Raw genomic sequence first — 17189 nt, forward strand, 5'->3', positions numbered from 1 at the left:
TTCCAATCTTCACGAAGCTGAGGCGGGCCGGCGGCAACGCCACCGGTCCCGCGGCGGACGCATCCGCCGGACGAGGATGTCGGTCAGGCCGTGAAGACAGGCGGCGCGCGGCTGCGCCAGCCGTGCGAGGTCGCGCCGAGCGCGAGTCGCGCCAGCGAGGTCGTCGTGAACGTCGCCGCGACCGCCGCCGGGGGCACCAGCGTGACCGACCCGCCGAGCAGATACGCGCCGAACAGCGCCTTTTCCTCGCACAGCGGACAGGCCGGCGCCACGGGCGTATTCTTCTTCGCATCCGGCGACGCGTCGAGCGTGCGCCTGACCGCCGCCGCATAGCGTTCGCCACCGAAATGGGTGTGCGTCTGGACCGCGAAACCCTGGACCAGTAGCGCGAGCGTCAACCACAGCAACGCCAGTCGCGACGACACGCGAGCGATGATCGACTGGGAGGCGGCCTTGGCGGGCATCAGACGGCGGGCGTTATGATACATTGTCTCCGACAACAACCCCCAACCGTAGCCGCAGCACGCCGGGCGCTGGTGGGTCCGCCGGGATTCGAACCCGGGACCTCTCGATTAAAAGTCGCTTGCTCTACCGACTGAGCTACGGACCCCGACCAGCGTCGCGCGGCCTAGGCCCGCCCGTGCGCCGGGTCAACCGCGCGGCCAGCTGGCGCACCGTCCGCCCGGTCACGGGATCGCGCCAGCCGGGCGCCACCGCCAGCAACGGATCGAGCACGAAGCGCCGCGCCCGGAACGCCGGATGCGGGATCGTCAGGCGATCGTCGCGCCAGCACCCGCCCGACCACAACAGGATGTCGAGGTCGATCACGCGGTCGCGCCAGCGCTGCCCTGGGCGGCGGCCGAACGCCGCCTCGATCGCCTTCAGCCGCGCGAGCAGCGCTCGCGGCGGCTCGTCGCTCGCGATCACCGCCGCCGCGTTGACGAAGCGACGCGTCGCCGGCCCGAGCGGCGCGGTCGCGATCAGCGGCGACACCGCAATCACCCCGCCGACCGCCGCCAGCGCCGCGCGCAGCTCGTCCGCCGGCCCGCCGTGGCGCCCGCGCCGGTTCGATCCGAGCGCGATGACGTAGCGATAGGGTGGGCTGGACGGCATGGCGTCACCGCGCCTACGCGACCGGCGTGAACTTTGCACCCAGCCCGATCCCTACGACCGAGCCGCCGCGCGATTGCCCGCGCTGTCCCCGGCTGGTTGGCTTGCGCGAGGAGCTGCGCCGCGAGCATCCCGATTGGTGGAACGCGCCGGTCCCCGCGCTCGGCGATCCGCGGGCGTGGTTGTGCATCGTCGGCCTCGCGCCCGGCAAGCACGGCGCCAATCGCACCGGGCGGCCGTTCACCGGCGACTATGCCGGCGACCTGCTGTTCGCGACGCTGGCGAAGTTCGGTTTCACGCGCGGCACCTACGAGGCGCGGCCCGACGACGGGCTGGCGCTCGACGGGGTCATCATCTGCAATTCGGTCAAGTGCCTTCCGCCCGAGAACAAGCCGACGCCGGAGGAGGTCCGCACCTGCCGCCCGTTCCTGCAAGGCCAGGTCGACATATTGCCGAACGCCCGCGTGTTTGTCGCGCTCGGCCAGATCGCGCACCAGTCAGCGGTCAAGGTGCTGGGCGGGCGCCTGCCCAAGGCGAAGTTCGGCCATCTGGCGGAACATCGCCTGCCCGATGGACGGATGCTGATCGATAGCTATCACTGCTCGCGCTACAACACGAACACCGGGCGGCTGACCGCGGCGATGTTCGAGGCGGTGTTCGCGCGGGCGCTGGAACTGCGCGAGGCGGGGCCGAGCGATTGAACTTCGGGCGATTGAACCTTGGCGGGTCCGCAACGGTTGATGCGGCATGAGCCACGAACCGCCCGTCCCGCCCGACAACCAGTCGCCCTATCCCATCCCCGAGCCGGCGCACGACCACCCCGGCCCGCTGCCGCCGGTGACGGAGCCAGAACCGAGCGGATCGCGCCTGCCGCTGATCGCCAGCGCGATCGCGGCGGTGGGTTTGGCGGCCGGCGGCGCCATCGCCTTTGTCCTGACGCTCGGCAAACCGAAGCCGGGACGGCGGAAGAAGTAATCAGCCACATCCTTGCTACGCCGGGCGTGACCCGGGTTGACGAAGGCTACTTGTCCTCCACCAGCCGCCCGTACAGATCGGGACGCCGATCGCGGAAGAAACCGAACGCGGCGCGATGGCGCTTCACGCGGGCGAGGTCGAGCGTCGCGACGATCACACCCTCCTCCTCGCGGTCGAGTTCGGCCAGCATGTCGCCGCGTTCGTCGCAGATGAAGCTGGTGCCGTAGAAGGTTTGGCCATGCTCGGTGCCGACGCGGTTGGCGGCGACCACCGGCACGACGTTCGACACGGCATGCCCGACCATCGCCCGCCGCCACAGCCGCGCGGTGTCGAGGCTGGTGTCGTGCGGCTCGCTGCCGATCGCGGTGGGGTAGAACAGCACGTCGGCGCCCATCAGCATCATCGCGCGCGCGGTCTCCGGATACCATTGATCCCAGCACACGCCGACGCCCAGCGTGGTGCGGTCGGGCCCGTCCCACACCTTGAACCCGGTATTGCCGGGGCGGAAGTAGAACTTCTCCTCATAGCCGGGGCCGTCGGGGATGTGGCTCTTGCGATAGACGCCCGCGACCGTGCCGTCGGGGCCGATCATCGCGAGGCTGTTGTAATGGTGCGGGCCGTCCGCCTCGAAGAAGCTGGTCGGGATCCAGATCTCGAGCTCGGCGGCCAACGCCTGCATCGCCAGCACCGACGGATGCTCGGCGGTCGGCTTCGCGTTGGCGAACAGCCCTTCGTCCTCGACCCGGCAGAAATATTCACCCTCGAACAATTCGGGAGGCAGCACGACCGTGGCACCTTTCGCGGCCGCTTCGCGCACCAATTCTCCAACTTTGGCGATATTGGCGTCGATTTTATCGGAAAAAGCGAGCTGAAGCGCGGCAACGGTGATCTCGGTCATGCGGGCGCCATAGCGGCGAACGGGGCCGAGGGGCACCCCGAACGAACGCCGGCCCGGGCGACGGCGGCGCTGGCAATGTAGGATTTGCCGTGTCAGGCTGGCGGTCGCCCCGCGGCATCGGCCCTGCGGTGGTCAGAGGGCCGGCCGCGTCACCTTCGCCAACTTCCGCGCGCGAATCAGACCGTCAGGCCGGCGAGCAGCTTGGGCAACGCCCCCGATTCGCCCCGCGCCTCGGTGATGAAGCGGTGCTTGAGCGCCGGGCTGCGCTGCACCGCCGACAGACCGAGCCGACGGACACGATTCGCGGTCCTGCCCGGCACGCCGAACAGCCGCGTCAGCCCATCGGTCGCCGCCGCCACCATGAACGTGTCGAGGCTCCGCCACCGCTCGTACCGCTGGAGCAGCGCCGGATCGCCCGGGTCGAGCCCGATCCGCTTGCCCTCGACCAGCACCTCGACCAGCGCCGCCACGTCGCGAAACCCCACGTTGACCCCCTGCCCCGCGATCGGGTGGATGCCGTGCGCGGCGTCGCCGACCAGCGCCAGCCGGTCGCTCACGATCCGCGCGGCGTGGTGGAACCCGAGCGGGTGCGCGAAGCGCGGGCCGAGCCAGGTCAGCTCGCCCAGGAACCCGCCCATCTTGCGGCTCAGTTCCGCCAGATAGCCGCGCTCGCCGAGCTTCTGCATCCCCGGCGCCTGCCCACTCCGCACCGACCATACGATCGCCGAGCGATGCCCGCGATCGTCGTCGTTCAGCGGCAGGATGGCGAACGGCCCCTCGGGGTAGAAGATCTCGTACGCGACGTTCTCGTGAGGATGCTCGTGGCCGATCGACGTCACCAGCGCGACATGGTCGTAGCTCCACCGCGCGACGTTGAGCCCGGCCGCGGCGCGCGTCGGCGAATTGCGCCCCTCCGCCCCGATCAGCAGCGACGCGCGTACTTCGCTGCCGTCACTCAACGTGACGTGGACCCCGTGGGCATCGCGCCGCACCGCCAGCGCGCTGGTCGTCATCCGCAGATCGACGCCCGCCGCCGCCCCCGCCGCATCGAGCAGCGCGGTGCGCAGGTCGCGGTTCTCGACCATCGTGCCGAGCGCGTCCTCATCGTCGCCAGGGACGAAATCGAGCGCCCCCGGTTCGAGCCCGTCGGACACGCGGATGCCCTCAATCGGACATCCCTTGCCCGCCAGCCGCTCGGCCACGCCGATCGCCTCCAGCATCCGCATCGGCGCGCTGGCGATGGCCGACGCGCGGCCGTCGAACCCGGCGGCGGTGGTCACTGCCGGATCGGCGGGATCGACCACCACGCTGGTCAGCCCGTGCGCCGCAGCGGCGACCGCGAGCGCGCTGCCGACGAGGCCGCCGCCCAGGATGAGGAGATCGGTCTGGCTCATGCTCTCGCCCTAGCGTGCCGCCAGGACCGCGACAATCGTGCCGCTTGACGCCGGACTCACGAAAGCCGAGAATCCAACGGGAACGAACAGCGCACATTTCGGGGGATTTGGATCATGGCGAGCCGCGCGCAGCCGCTCTGGCGCGAGACCGTGCATGCCGGTGCCGCACGCGGCTGGGCCTTGGTGCGCGCGATCGCGGTGTTCGTGGTGACGGTCGCGCTGGGCGCGGCGCTGGTTACCTATCATTCGGGCGATCCGTCGCTCAGCACGGCGGCCGGCGGCCCGGCGGAGAATCTGCTCGGCAATCCGGGCGCTTTCGTCGCCGACCTCGCCTTCGCCGTGTTCGGCCTGCCGGTCGCGGCGTTGCTGGGGGTCGGGTTCGTCGTCGCGTGGCGGATGTGGTGCGACGAGCCGGTCGGGCATTGGCTGCGCATGCTGGCGACCGCGACGATCGGCGTCGCGCTGATGGCGACCGCGCTGACCTTCTATGCGAGCGCGGCGTCGCTCACCTGGCCGGCGGGGCTCGGTGGATTGGTCGGAATGCTGGTGCACGGCGCGCTCGACTGGGTGATCGCGCTGATCGGCAATCCGAGCGGCGTGCTGTGGACGGAGCGGCTGGTCGCGGTCGCGCTCGGCTGCGCCGGGTTCGTGCTGTGGTTCATGAGCCTGGAGCTCGACCTGCCGCGCATGCCGCGGTTCAGGGCCTCGACCGCGACGCCGGTACGCCTGCCCGATCGGCGCGAGGCCGAGCAGGCGTCCGATCAGACGATCCGCCAGCCGCGCGCGGTGGCGCTGCCCGACGATCGCCCCGCGCCGGTCATCGCCGACCGGACGCAGCCTGCCAGCCAGGCCAAGCCCGCCCGCGGGCCGAAACAGGCGAGCCTCGACCTGCGCGACAATTACCGCCTGCCGACGCTCGACCTGCTGAAAGCCCCGCCGCCGTCCGCAAACGGCCCGATCGACAAGGCGGCACTGGAGCGCAACGCGCGCCTGCTCGAGACCGTCCTCGACGACTTCCACGTCAAGGGCGCGATCACCGAGGTGCGGCCGGGCCCAGTCGTGACGATGTACGAGCTCGAACCCGCCGCCGGGATCAAGGCGAGCCGCGTCATCCAGCTGGCCGACGACATCGCCCGCAACATGTCCGCCATCTCGGCGCGCGTCGCGACGGTGCCCGGGCGGACCGTGATCGGCATCGAGCTGCCCAACGCCAAGCGCGAGATGGTGGCCTTGCACGAACTCGTCGCCGACGACGCGTTCGAGGATCAGAATGCCTCGCTACCGCTGATCCTCGGCAAGAACATCGCCGGCGATCCCGTCATCGTCGACCTGGCGCCGATGCCCCACCTGCTCGTCGCCGGCACGACCGGATCGGGCAAGTCGGTCGGGCTCAACTGCATGATCCTGTCGCTGCTCTACAAACTGACGCCCGATCAGTGCCGGCTCATCATGATCGACCCGAAGATGCTCGAACTGAGTATGTATGAGGACATTCCGCATCTGCTCGCGCCGGTCGTGACCGATCCGGCCAAGGCCGTCCGTGCACTGAAATGGGCGGTCGAGCAGATGGAGGAACGCTACCGCCAGATGTCGTCTGTCGGCGTCCGCAGCCTCGCCAGCTTCAACGACAAGGTCCGTGCCGCCAAGGCCAAGGGCCAGCCGCTCGGCCGCAAGGTCCAGATCGGCTACGAGGACGGCAAGCCCGTGTACGAGGAGGAGCAGCTCGACTTCCAGCCGCTGCCGCAGATCGTCATCGTGGTGGACGAACTCGCCGACCTGATGATGACCGCCGGCAAGGAAGTCGAATTCCTGATCCAGCGGCTGGCGCAGAAGGCGCGTGCGGCCGGCATCCATCTCATCATGGCGACGCAACGTCCCTCGGTTGACGTCATCACCGGCGTCATCAAGGCGAACCTGCCGACGCGAATCAGCTTCAACGTCACCAGCAAGATCGATTCGCGCACCATCCTGGGCGAGCAGGGTGCGGAGCAGCTGCTGGGCAAGGGCGACATGCTCTATATGGCGTACGGCAAGCAGATCAGCCGCGTGCATGGCCCGTTCGTCAGCGACGACGAAGTCCACGCCGTCGCCGACCATTGGCGCGCGCAGGGCCAGCCCGACTACGTCCAGTCGGTCACCGAGGAGAGCGACGACGGCTTCGCGCTCGACGGCGCGCCGCTCGGCGAGGATTCGGCGGAGGACCAGCAATATCGCGGGGCGATCCAGCTGGTGGTGGAGAGCCAGAAGGCGTCGACGTCGTGGCTCCAGCGCCAGATGCGGATCGGCTACAACTCCGCCGCGCGCCTGATCGAACGGATGGAAAAGGACGGCATCGTCGGACGCCCCGATCACGTCGGGCGCCGCGAAGTGCTTCGCGACCGCGACGGCAATCCGATTTGACGTTCACGGTGCCGGCCCGCTTGTTTCTGCATGGCTGAAACGCACGTAGCGCGTTCAGAACGGGTTCAAGGCGGCCGCGTCAGGCTATGCCATCCCCCTTTAGGAGAATATCCGTGACGTTTCGCGCCCTCGCGCTGTTGCCCCTGCCCGCGCTGATCGCCGTCGCGCCGGCCGCTTCCTCCGAGTTGAGCCAGGTCCAGGCGCATCTGTCGGCGGTCGAGTCGATGACCGCGACGTTCACCCAGACCGACCGCAACGGCAAGGTGCTGACCGGCACGCTGTCGCTCAAGCGTCCGGGCAAGGTCCGCTTCCAGTACGAAAAGGGCGTGCCGATCCTGATCGTCGCCGACGGCAAGTCGCTCTGGTTCCTCGATTACTCGGTCGGACAGAAGCAGCGGTGGCCGATCGGTGGCTCGCCGCTCGGCGTGCTGCTCGATCCGTCGAAGGACATCGGCCGCTATGCCAAGGTCGTGCCGACCGCCGATCCGGCGATCGTGTCGGTCGAGGCGAACGATCCCAAGCATCCCGAATATGGTCGCATCACGTTGATCTTCGAGAAAATGGCATCGGCTCCTGCCGGGTTGCAACTGCGTGGCTGGGTCGCGCTCGATGCGCAGAACAACCGCACCACGATCCGGCTATCTGGGCAGCGATTCAACGTGCCGATTTCCGATGGAACGTTCCGCTTCAACGACCCGGTGAGGGCGACGACGCGAAAATGACAGAATCGTTCATCTGCCGGACAGCTAGTCTGGCCTAGAAGCGGTCTTGCGGATGTGGGGCGGCCTGGGATTTTCCCCCTGTTGCCCCGGACGACCCCACTTCCCGCCTGCGTGACGAACGCTAGGTCGGCCCTCGCTCCATTGCCCCCGGAGCGGGGGCCTTTCTCTTTTTGATCGCCTCTCGGCGATTAGCGGTGCCAGCCCGCTCCCCCGCCCGACCACCCATAGCATATCCTGGCTGGGTGGTCGGGCGGGGGAGCGGGCTGGCACCGCATCCGCGCGTGAGCGCGGCAAACAACGCCGCGGCGGGCAGGTGACGAAACCTTCCCGACCTCCTAAGTCCCCCCCGTGAAGATCGTCTCCTGGAACATCAATTCGGTCCGCTTTCGCATCGAGATCGTCGCGCGGTTCCTGCGCGAGGCGGCGCCCGACATCCTCTGCCTCCAGGAAACCAAAGTCGTCGATCAGGACTTCCCGCGGGAGGCGTTCCGCCGGCTCGGCTACAAGACGATCATCCTGCACGGGCAGAAGATGCACCACGGCGTCGCGATCCTGAGCCGCGTGCCTCTGGCCGAGGACGATCGCTTCGACTGGCAGGCGAATCGCGAGGCGCGCCATATCGGCGTGCGGCTGGCGAACGGCGTGCGGCTGGAAAACGTCTACGTTCCCGCCGGCGGCGACGTGCCCGACCGCGACGTGAATCCGAAGTTCGGGCAGAAGCTCGATTTCGTCGAGCGGATGACGGCGTGGTCGGCGACGCTCGCCTGCCCGACGATCCTGGTCGGCGACTTCAACATCGCCCCGCTCGAGTCGGACGTCTGGAGCCACAAGCAGTTGCTCAACGTCGTCAGCCATACGCCGGTCGAGGTGGATGCGCTCAACCGGCTGAAGGCGTCCAATTCGTGGGTCGATCTCGGCCGGCACTTCTACCCGGCGCCGGCGCGGCTGCACACGTGGTGGAGCTATCGCTCGCCCGACTGGACGGTCAACGATCGCGGGCGGCGGCTCGATCATATGTGGGCGACCGCCGATGTCGCCGCGACGGCGCGCGCGCATCATGTGTTCGAGGAGTGCCGGAGCTGGCTCAAACCCTCCGACCACGTCCCGATCCTGACCGAGTTCGCCCTGTGAGCGGCGCGACCCGAGAGGTAGCGCGGGCGATCGACGCGCTGCGCCGCGGCTGGCCGATCGCGATTCGTGGCGGCGGTGCGCCGATCGGGCTGCTCGCGGTCGAGACGGCCGACGCCGGGCGTTTGGCCGCGTTCGACCCCGATGCCGCAGCGCCGGTGCTGCTATCGGCCGGTCGCGCGGCGACGCTGAAGCTCGCCAACCAGATCGCTGCCGCCACCCCCGACGCGCCGGTGCTGGTCGAGCGGGCGCCGTGGCTCGATTTCGACACGGCGGTGGCGCTGGCCGACCCGCAGTTCGACATGGCGACCCCGCTGAAGGGGCCGTTCCGTGCGCTGCCGGTCAACGATGCCGACGTCATGACGACGGCGCTGGCGCTGGCGCGGACCGCCGGGGTGTTGCCCGCTTTCTTCGTCGGGGACGCCAGCGAACGGGCGATCTCGACCGCGGACATCGCGGCCTTCGAGGATCCGATCCGCCTCGCCATCGCGGCGCGCGCCAGGCTGCCGGTCGCCGACAGCGAGCAGGCCGAGATCGTCGCTTTCCGCACCCCCGATTCGCCCGGCGAGCATGTCGCGCTGATCGTCGGCCATCCCGACGGCCGCCCGCCGCTCGTCCGCCTCCACAGCGAATGCCTGACCGGCGACGTGCTCGGCAGCCTGAAGTGCGATTGCGGGCCGCAGCTCCACGCCGCCGTGCACGCGATGGCCGACACCGGCTGGGGTATCCTGCTCTATCTGCGGCAGGAGGGGCGCGGGATCGGGCTGGTCAACAAGCTGCGCGCCTACGCGTTGCAGGACCAGGGGTTCGACACGGTCGACGCCAACACGCGGCTGGGCTTCGCGATCGACGCGCGAGATTTCCGGATCGCGGCGCGGATGCTCGATCTGCTCGGGCAGACCACGATCCGCCTGCTGACCAACAATCCGGAGAAGGTGCGCGTGCTCGAATCCGCCGGCATCACCGTTACCGAGCGCGTGCCGATCGCGCTGCCGGCCAATCGGTTCAACGAAAAATACCTCGCGACCAAACGCGATCGTACGGGGCACCAGCTTTAGGCCACCGCCAAATTTGACAAAATTGACGGGGGTACGGCGTGCCCCGCGACGTCGATTGGGCGGTGGCGGACGGGGTAGTGGTCATGCCCCCGCCCTGCCCGGCCAAATCCTACATTGCCAGCAGCGCTCGTACCGCCGCGAAGTCGGTCGCGATCGCATCGACCCCGACCGCGCGCAACCGATCGCCATGATCGGCCGCGCAATGCGTGCCCGCGCACAGCCCGATGACGTAACCGCCCGACGCCACCGCGCCCGTCGCGCCGACGATCGAATCCTCCAAGATCGCGCAATCGCCGATCGCGACGCCCAACTGATCCGCTGCGAACAGATAGAGGTCGGGCGCCGGCTTGCCCCGCGTGACATGCTCGCGCCCCGAATAGATATGATCGCCGAACACGTCGCCGAGCCCGATATGGTCGAGGTGCCGACGGATCCAGCGCGTCGCGCTCGATGACACCACCGCCTTGGGCAGGTCGGCCGGCAGCGATTCGACGAAGTCGACCGCCCCGGCCACCGCGTCGATCCCCGCCGCCATCGCGCGCGCGTCCTCGGCGGCGCGGGCGGTATGGAAATCGGGCGGCAGCGGGCGGCCGATCCAGCCTTCGACCTTCGCCAAGAAATCGACGCCCGAATAGCCCATGAAATTGGCCATCGACTGTTCGGGCGTGGTCGGATGGCCGATCGAGGTCAGATAGTCGGCAAGCTGCCGGTTGCCGACATATTCGCTTTCGATCAGCACGCCGTCGAAGTCGAACAGCAGCGCCTGGAACCTCATGTCCGGTCTCCGAACAGCGCCGATCCGACGCGCACATGCGTCGCGCCGAGCGTGACCGCGGTCGCGAAGTCGCTCGACATCCCCATGCTGAGCCCGGCAAGGCCATGGTCGCGCGCCAGCTTCGCCAGCAGCGCGAAATAGGGTGCCGGCTCGACGTCGAGCGGCGGGACCGCCATCAGCCCGACCACCGGCAGGTCGGCGTGGCGCGCCTCGGCCAGCAGCATCGGCAGCTCGGCCACAGCGCAGCCGCCCTTTTGCGGCTCGTCGCCGATATTGACCTGGACGAAGCAGTCCGGCCGCCGATCGGCTGCGTCCATCGCCTTGGCGAGTGCCGCGACCAGCGACGGGCGATCGACCGCGTGGATCGCATCGAACAGCGCCACGGCATCGGCCGCCTTGTTCGATTGCAATTGCCCGATCAGCGCGAGGTGGAGGTCGGGCTGCGCCTCGCGCAGCGTCGGCCATTTCGCCTGCGCTTCCTGTACGCGATTCTCTCCGAACACGCGCTGTCCGGCGGCGATCAGCGGCGTGATCGCTTCGATCGGATGAGTCTTGGATACGGCGATCAGGGTGACGGCGTCCTGCCGCCCCGCAAGCTTGCGAGCGGCATCGATCTGGGCGCGGACGCCGGCGAGCCGCGCGGCGGGGTCGTCGGTCGTCATGCGGCGCGCTATAGGCGTGGCCGTGCCGCGCCGCCAAGCCCCTGCCGCCATTCCGCACGTCTGGCTGATGACCGACGAGCGGATGGGCGAGGATTTGTGGCGCGCGCTACGTCGGTTGCCGCGCGGGGGCGGGGTGGTGTTCCGGCATTATGCGACACCCCCCGCCGAACGGCGCACGCTGTTCGCGCGCGTCGTGCGCGTCGCGCGAGCGCGGGGACTGATCGTGGTGCGGGCCGGCGCGTGGTGCGGGCCGGGGGCTGACGGCGTACACAATCAGCGCGGGATCGGGTTGCGGACGGCGGCGGCACATTCGCGAGGCGAGGCGGTGCGTGCGGTGCGACGTGGGGCAGTGGTGGTATTCGTATCGCCGGTGTTCGCGACTCGATCGCATCCTGGAGGGGCCGGGCTGGGGCCGCAGGACGCACGGCGAATAATGCAAGGTTTGCCGGTCGTGGCGATCGCGCTTGGCGGGATGGATGCGCGGCGGTTCCGCGCACTCACCGGCTTCGATGGGTGGGCGGGGATCGACGCCTGGCTTTGAGAGGCGCGCCGCGGCAAAGCCGCGTCGTCGGTCGTCGCTACGCTACGCCGGCCGGGCTTTTTGCTGAAACCTGACTTAGCCCTGCTAAGTCAGGGCAAAAAGCTCAGAACCGGAACGCGGTCCCGACATAGACGGCCTGGCTCTCGCGCCGGTCATCCGGCAACGGCGCGAGGCGGTCGCGATCCTGCGACTTGTAGCGGACACCCGCCGTCACATCGAGGTTGCGGCTGAGCGAATAGGACCCGCCGATATCGATCATGTTCGACGGACCGCTCGTCAACCGCGCATCGTCGCGGCTCGGCTCGGGATTGCCCTTGAGCGGCGAGCGGCGCCCGCTCGCCATGCTGGCACCGATATCGACCACGCGGCGCGGTGCCGGCGAACTGCCGATGTCGACCTTCAGGTCGGGCATCACGACTCGCGCCGTGACCGGGTTGCCCAGCGAATAGTGGATCGGCGCGATTCCGACCGGCGGCATCGCGGGCTGGTTGCGCAGGCCGATCTCGCCGGCGCGCGCGGTCACCACCGGCACCGCGATCGACGCGACGCGACGCTCACCGCGCGATTCGGCGGGCGTGAAGCGGAACGGCGTGCCGCCGAGCCCGCTGCGCGCGACCAGAGCGGCCAGCTTGGGATCGGCCGCCGCGGGCGTGAAGAAGATCTGGCTCGAGCGACCGGCGCTGGCGTTCCGCGCGGCGCTGGCGACGGTCGGCGCGGGCATGGCATAAGCGGCGGCGACGCCAAGCGTCCCCATCAACGAAGCCATGATCCAGCGCGAAGCAGACACCCTGTTGCAGTCCCGTGCGAGTCTCGAACGATACGGCCCCTACCATGGAAAGTTCCGACTCCGCCACAGTTCCGACGTCTTTTTTAACGAGTGTTGCATCCAGCCCACAATGAGGCCGAACGGTCGCCGCTTGCGGCTGGCCCGCCAGCTTCTATAGATGGCCGCCGTCATAGCTTTAAGTGTCAGGATTACCCGAATGACCCGTCTGCGCCATGCCGCGTTTCTGGCTGTCCTGCTGCCGTTGGCGGCGTGCTCGCATGGTGGCAACCGGCGGCCCGTCGCCGATATCGCCGCATCGAAGGTGACGACGATCGGCGTCAACGCCTATCTGTGGCGCGCGACGCTCGACACGCTGAGCTTCATGCCGCTCCTCCAGACCGACTCCAACGGCGGCGTGATCGTCACCGACTGGTACGCCAATCCGCAGCTGCCGACCGAGCGGATGAAGGTCACCGTGACCATCCTCGACCAGGATCTGCGCGCCGATGCCGTGCGCGTCGCGGCGCTGCGCCAGGTCAATCAGGGCGGCCAGTGGGTGGCGGCCCCGGTGCAGGCGGCGACCGTGCAGAAGCTGGAGGACATCATCCTTACCCGCGCCCGCGACCTGCGCCGCGCGGCCGTCGCGCAATAGTTTTATCGCGGCGCCGGCCCGCTCCCCCACCCGGCCGCCCATACGATATCCTGATTGGGCGGCCGGGTGGGGGAGCGGGCCGGCGCCGCTATCAACGGAAGTTGGCCAGAAATGTCACGCTTCAATCCACTGAAGGCCGATGCCCAGTGGCAGCGCGTGTGGGACGAGCGTCAGACGTTCGCCGCGAAGGACGACAGTCCCAAGCCCAAGAGCTATGTCCTTGAAATGTTTCCGTACCCGTCGGGGCGGATCCATATGGGGCACGTCCGCAACTACACGATGGGCGACGTGCTCGCGCGCTATCGGCGGATGAAGGGGATGGAAGTGCTCCACCCGATGGGGTGGGACGCGTTCGGCATGCCGGCCGAGAACGCCGCGATGGAAAAGGGCGTCCATCCCGGCGGCTGGACCCGCGACAACATCGCGACGATGAAGGCGCAGCTGAAACGACTGGGCTTCGCGCTCGACTGGAGCCGCGAACTGGCGACGTGCGAGCCGGACTATTACGGCCACGAACAGGCGCTGTTCCTCGACATGCTGGCGGCGGGCCTCGTCTATCGCAAGGAATCGTCGGTCAATTGGGACCCGGTCGACATGACCGTGCTGGCCAACGAGCAGGTCATCGACGGTCGCGGCTGGCGGTCGGGCGCGCTGGTCGAGAAGCGCAAGCTGAACCAGTGGTTCCTAAGGATCACGCAATTCGCCGACGAACTGCTCGAGGGCTTGCAGGGGCTCGATCACTGGCCCGACAAGGTCAAGCTGATGCAGGAGAACTGGATCGGCAAGAGCCAGGGGCTGCAATTCCGCTGGCGCGTATCGGACGGTGCCGAGGTCGAGGTCTTCACCACGCGCCCCGACACGATCTTCGGCGCCAGCTTCGTCGCGGTCGCGGCCGATCATCCGATCGCGCAAAGCGTCGCCGTGGCCAATCCCGACGCGGCAGCCTTCGTCGAGCTGTGCAAGCAGGGCGGCACCACCGCCGCCGAACTGGAAACGCAGGAAAAGCTCGGCTTCGACACCGGGCTGACGGTCACACATCCGTTCGATCCGGCGTGGCAGCTGCCGGTCTACATCGCCAACTTCGTGCTGATGGAATACGGCACCGGCGCGGTATTCGGCGTCCCGGCGCACGACCAGCGCGACTTCGAATTCGCCAGCAAATACGGCCTGCCGATCCGGCGCGTCGTGTCGGACGGCGACCGCACCGACCCCACCTTCACCGATGCCGAAGCCTATTCGGGGCCGGGCACACTGGTGAACTCGCATTTCCTCGACGGCATGGACGTCGAGGATGCCAAGCGCGAAGTGATCCGCCGCGCCGAGGATGGCGGCTGGGGCCACGGCACCACCGTGTTCCGCCTGCGCGACTGGGGCGTCAGCCGCCAGCGATATTGGGGCACGCCGATCCCGATCATCCATTGCGATACGTGTGGCGTGGTGCCGGTGCCGCGCGACCAGTTGCCGGTGGTGTTGCCGGAGGACGTGTCGTTCGACGTGCCGGGCAACCCGCTCGATCGCCACCCGACTTGGAAGCACGTCGCCTGTCCGAGCTGCGGCGGGAACGCGGTGCGCGAGACCGACACGCTCGACACCTTCGCCGATTCCTCCTGGTATTTCATCCGCTTCGCCAGCCAGCCCAAGGACAAGCCGTTCGATCGCGCGATCGCCGAACAATGGCTGCCGGTCGGGCAATATATCGGCGGGGTCGAGCATGCGATCCTCCATTTGCTCTACGCGCGGTTCTGGACGCGCGCGCTCAAGCACATGGACCTGCTCGACGTGGCCGAGCCGTTCGCCGGGCTGTTCACGCAAGGCATGGTGACGCACGAGACGTACAAGTCGGTCGAGGGCAAGTGGCTGTCCCCGAACGACGTGCGCGATGGCATCGAAATCGAGACCGGGCTGCCGATCACGGTCGGCCGCACCGAGAAGATGTCGAAGTCGAAGAAGAACACGATCGATCCCGAACCAATCGTCGACCAGTACGGCGCCGACGCGACGCGGTGGTTCATGCTGTCCGATTCGCCGCCCGAGCGTGACCTCGCCTGGTCGGAAAGCGGGATCGAGGGATCGTGGCGCTTCGTCCAGCGGCTGTGGCGCCTGGTCGATGGCGTGAGTGACGCGAATGGCGAGGACAAAGCGCTCGACCGCAAGCTGGCGCAGACCATCGCCGGGGTCGCGACCGATATCGAGGCGTTGCAGTTCAACAAGGCGGTCGCCAAGCTCTACGAACTGGTCAACGCGATCGAAAAAGCCGCGCCTTCCGCCTCGCGCAGCACCGCGATCCACACGTTCGTCCGCCTGGTCGCGCCGATGACGCCGCATCTGGCCGAAGAGGCGTGGGCGGCGATGGGCAAGGATGGCCTGATCGCCGACGCCGCCTGGCCCGACCACGATCCCGCTCTGCTGGTCGAGGACGAAGTGACGATCGCGATTCAGGTTAACGGCAAGCTGCGCGACACGCTGACGATGCCCAAGGGCAGCGACAAGGCCACGATCGAGGCCGCGGCGCGCGCCAATCCGGCCGTGCTGCGCATCCTCGATGGCGCCGAGCCGAAGAAGGTGATTGTCGTTCCCGATCGGCTGGTCAATCTGGTCGCATGAAACGACTCGTCCTCGCTCTCGCCCTCGCGCTGCCGGCGTGTGGGCTGCATCCGCTCTATCAGGGCGGTGGATCGGGGCCGGTCGCGCGCGGGCTCGCCAGCGTCGCGGTCGCGCCGATCGAAGGCAAATCGGGCTATCTGGTCAGCAACGCGCTGCGCGACCGCTTGCCCGATTCGGCTGGCGCCGCGGCACGCTATCGGTTGCAGGTGCGGCTCGACGACAACATCATCGGGCTCGGCATCACGCGCGACAATCGCGTGACGCGCGAACGGCGCACGTTGCGTGCGCGCTTCCAACTGGTCGATGCGCAGACCGGTGAGACGGTGCTCGATGCTACCGCCGGGTCGGATACCGGGATCGACGTGGTCGATTCGGAATATGCGACGATTTCCGCCGAGAATGCCGCCCTCGAACGCTTGTCCGATATCGTCGCCGATCAGATCGTGACGCGCGTCGCCTTGTTCATGCGGCGCAACCCCGCCCAGTGAAAGCGTCGGAAAACCAGCTGATCGCTGCGCTCGATGCGGCGTCGCCGTCGATCCGACTTTACCTGTTCCACGGTCCCGACGAAGCCGGGGCGGCCGACCACGCCGCCCGGCTCGGTCGAGCGTTGGGCACCGATGCCGAGCGCGTTGCGGTCGAAGGCAACACGCTCAAGAGCAATCCCGGCCGCGTGCTCGACGAAGCGCGGTCGCTGGCGCTGTTCGGCGGGCGTCGGTGGATCCTGGTCAGCAATGTCGGCGATGACGCCCTGGAGACGGCGCAGCTGTTGCTCGCCGAGGCGCAGGTCGAGCATCCGGTGGTGATGATCGGACCTGGGTTGCGCAGCAGCTCCAAGCTGCTCCAGTTCGCGGTCGCCCAGCCGGCGGCGATGACCTTCGCGTGCTACATCCCCGACGGTGCGGCGGCCGACCGGATGGTGGCGGGGATCGCTCGCGAGCACGGCCTGCGTCCGACCCCGAGTGCCGCCCGCCGGCTGATGGCCGCCGCCAACGGCGATCGCGCGGTGATCGCGCGCGAAGTGGAAAAGCTGGCGCTCTACCTCGATGCCGCTACCGATCGCCCGCGCGAGCTCGACGACGATACGCTCGATATGTTGGGTGCCGAGCTCGGCGATGCGCAAATGTCGGAAATCGTCGATACCGTCCTCGAGGGGCGAGTTCAGGACGTCGCGGTCGAACTGGCGCAATTCGCCGGATCGGGTGCGGCCGCGATCCCGCTCCTGCGCCAGGTCGTCCGCAAGCTGATGACGCTGGCCGCGACGCGCGCCGAGGTCGATGACGGCAAGCCCGTCGCCGCCGCGGTCAAGGCGCGGCGCGTGCATTGGCGGGAGGAGGCGGGGATGATCCGGCTCGTCCAACGCTGGCGAGCGCCGGACATCGCCGCCGCGATCGACCGCCTGCGCCGTACTGAACGTGCGCTGATGGCACCGGGCGGGGCAGGGGACGTGCTTGCCGAGTTCGCCTTGGCGGAAACGACGCGCCGCGCGGCACGGTTGCGCTAG

At 68.6% G+C, this 17189-nt stretch carries 18 protein-coding genes and 1 tRNA gene; 11 read left to right on the forward strand and 8 right to left on the reverse strand.

Annotated elements, in window-relative coordinates; all coding sequences use genetic code 11:
• Positions 1-83 precede the first annotated feature (83 nt).
• The 3 genes from J0I47_RS12470 to folK form a co-directional block, all read right to left on the reverse strand.
• Positions 84-464: a hypothetical protein gene (locus J0I47_RS12470; RefSeq protein ID WP_294047308.1), complete on the reverse strand. Its 381-nt coding sequence runs from the start codon at positions 462-464 to the stop codon at positions 84-86.
• Between the two features lie 70 nt (positions 465-534).
• Positions 535-610 (reverse strand) — tRNA-Lys (locus J0I47_RS12475).
• Positions 601-1113, reverse strand: a complete 513-nt coding sequence (gene folK / locus J0I47_RS12480) for a 2-amino-4-hydroxy-6-hydroxymethyldihydropteridine diphosphokinase (protein WP_294047309.1) — start codon at positions 1111-1113, stop codon at positions 601-603. Before folK ends, J0I47_RS12475 begins: the two co-directional genes overlap by 10 nt.
• A gap of 26 nt (positions 1114-1139) precedes the next feature.
• On the opposite strand from folK, the gene J0I47_RS12485 reads away from it, so the two are divergent.
• On the forward strand, positions 1140-1811 hold the full coding sequence (locus J0I47_RS12485) for a uracil-DNA glycosylase (RefSeq protein WP_294047310.1): 672 nt from the start codon (positions 1140-1142) through the stop codon (positions 1809-1811).
• A 46-nt stretch (positions 1812-1857) separates the two neighbouring features.
• Positions 1858-2085 carry a hypothetical protein gene (locus J0I47_RS12490; RefSeq protein ID WP_294047311.1) on the forward strand — a complete coding sequence of 76 codons (228 nt, stop codon included), beginning with the start codon at positions 1858-1860 and terminating at the stop codon, positions 2083-2085.
• Between the two features lie 46 nt (positions 2086-2131).
• Here J0I47_RS12490 and aguB read toward each other — a convergent pair whose 3' ends face one another.
• Together aguB and J0I47_RS12500 are read right to left on the reverse strand one after the other, a co-directional pair.
• Positions 2132-2983, reverse strand: coding sequence for an N-carbamoylputrescine amidase (aguB, locus tag J0I47_RS12495; protein WP_294047312.1), 852 nt, complete (start codon positions 2981-2983; stop codon positions 2132-2134).
• Positions 2984-3159: 176 nt separating this feature from the next.
• The gene (locus J0I47_RS12500) at positions 3160-4377 is read right to left on the reverse strand and encodes an FAD-dependent monooxygenase (RefSeq protein ID WP_294047313.1); all 1218 of its coding nucleotides are present in this window, start codon (positions 4375-4377) and stop codon (positions 3160-3162) included.
• Between the two features lie 114 nt (positions 4378-4491).
• Here J0I47_RS12500 and J0I47_RS12505 point away from each other — a divergent pair, with 114 nt between their 5' ends.
• The 4 genes from J0I47_RS12505 (at position 4492) to ribA (ending at position 9685) form a co-directional block, all read left to right on the forward strand.
• Entirely contained in the window at positions 4492-6777 is a 2286-nt protein-coding gene (locus J0I47_RS12505) for a DNA translocase FtsK (protein ID WP_294047314.1), read from the forward strand.
• Between the two features lie 86 nt (positions 6778-6863).
• Positions 6864-7499, forward strand: a complete 636-nt coding sequence (locus J0I47_RS12510; protein ID WP_294047315.1) for an outer membrane lipoprotein carrier protein LolA — start codon at positions 6864-6866, stop codon at positions 7497-7499.
• A 348-nt stretch (positions 7500-7847) separates the two neighbouring features.
• Positions 7848-8630: an exodeoxyribonuclease III gene (locus J0I47_RS12515; protein WP_294047316.1), complete on the forward strand. Its 783-nt coding sequence runs from the start codon at positions 7848-7850 to the stop codon at positions 8628-8630.
• Positions 8627-9685 (forward strand): GTP cyclohydrolase II, encoded by a 1059-nt coding sequence (ribA, locus tag J0I47_RS12520; RefSeq protein WP_294047317.1) that lies wholly within the window; start codon positions 8627-8629, stop codon positions 9683-9685. The genes J0I47_RS12515 and ribA overlap by 4 nt, the downstream gene beginning before the upstream one ends.
• Before the next feature lie 109 nt (positions 9686-9794).
• On the opposite strand, the gene J0I47_RS12525 is transcribed toward ribA, so the two are convergent.
• Together J0I47_RS12525 and J0I47_RS12530 are read right to left on the reverse strand one after the other, a co-directional pair.
• A complete protein-coding gene (locus J0I47_RS12525; protein ID WP_294047318.1) occupies positions 9795-10460 on the reverse strand; it encodes an HAD family phosphatase in 666 nt (221 codons plus the stop codon).
• A complete protein-coding gene (locus tag J0I47_RS12530) occupies positions 10457-11122 on the reverse strand; it encodes a YggS family pyridoxal phosphate-dependent enzyme (RefSeq protein WP_294047319.1) in 666 nt (221 codons plus the stop codon). The genes J0I47_RS12525 and J0I47_RS12530 overlap by 4 nt, the downstream gene beginning before the upstream one ends.
• Before the next feature lie 22 nt (positions 11123-11144).
• On the opposite strand from J0I47_RS12530, the gene J0I47_RS12535 reads away from it, so the two are divergent.
• A complete protein-coding gene (locus J0I47_RS12535) occupies positions 11145-11663 on the forward strand; it encodes a thiamine phosphate synthase (RefSeq protein WP_294047320.1) in 519 nt (172 codons plus the stop codon).
• A 103-nt stretch (positions 11664-11766) separates the two neighbouring features.
• Here the strand turns inward: J0I47_RS12535 and J0I47_RS12540 are convergent, their stop codons facing one another.
• Positions 11767-12429 carry a hypothetical protein gene (locus J0I47_RS12540; RefSeq protein WP_294047321.1) on the reverse strand — a complete coding sequence of 221 codons (663 nt, stop codon included), beginning with the start codon at positions 12427-12429 and terminating at the stop codon, positions 11767-11769.
• Between the two features lie 217 nt (positions 12430-12646).
• On the opposite strand from J0I47_RS12540, the gene J0I47_RS12545 reads away from it, so the two are divergent.
• The 4 genes from J0I47_RS12545 to holA all read left to right on the forward strand — a co-directional run bounded on the left by J0I47_RS12545 (position 12647) and on the right by holA (position 17189).
• Complete coding sequence (locus tag J0I47_RS12545; protein ID WP_294047322.1) at positions 12647-13081, forward strand: DUF3576 domain-containing protein; 435 nt, start codon at positions 12647-12649, stop codon at positions 13079-13081.
• A 111-nt stretch (positions 13082-13192) separates the two neighbouring features.
• Positions 13193-15685, forward strand: a complete 2493-nt coding sequence (leuS, locus tag J0I47_RS12550; RefSeq protein WP_294047323.1) for a leucine--tRNA ligase — start codon at positions 13193-13195, stop codon at positions 15683-15685.
• Entirely contained in the window at positions 15682-16173 is a 492-nt protein-coding gene (gene lptE, locus J0I47_RS12555; RefSeq protein ID WP_294047324.1) for an LPS assembly lipoprotein LptE, read from the forward strand. The genes leuS and lptE overlap by 4 nt, the downstream gene beginning before the upstream one ends.
• Positions 16170-17189 carry a DNA polymerase III subunit delta gene (holA, locus tag J0I47_RS12560; protein ID WP_294047325.1) on the forward strand — a complete coding sequence of 340 codons (1020 nt, stop codon included), beginning with the start codon at positions 16170-16172 and terminating at the stop codon, positions 17187-17189. The genes lptE and holA overlap by 4 nt, the downstream gene beginning before the upstream one ends.

This window comes from Sphingomonas sp. (genome assembly GCF_017304635.1).
Classification (GTDB): Bacteria; Pseudomonadota; Alphaproteobacteria; order Sphingomonadales; family Sphingomonadaceae; genus Sphingomonas.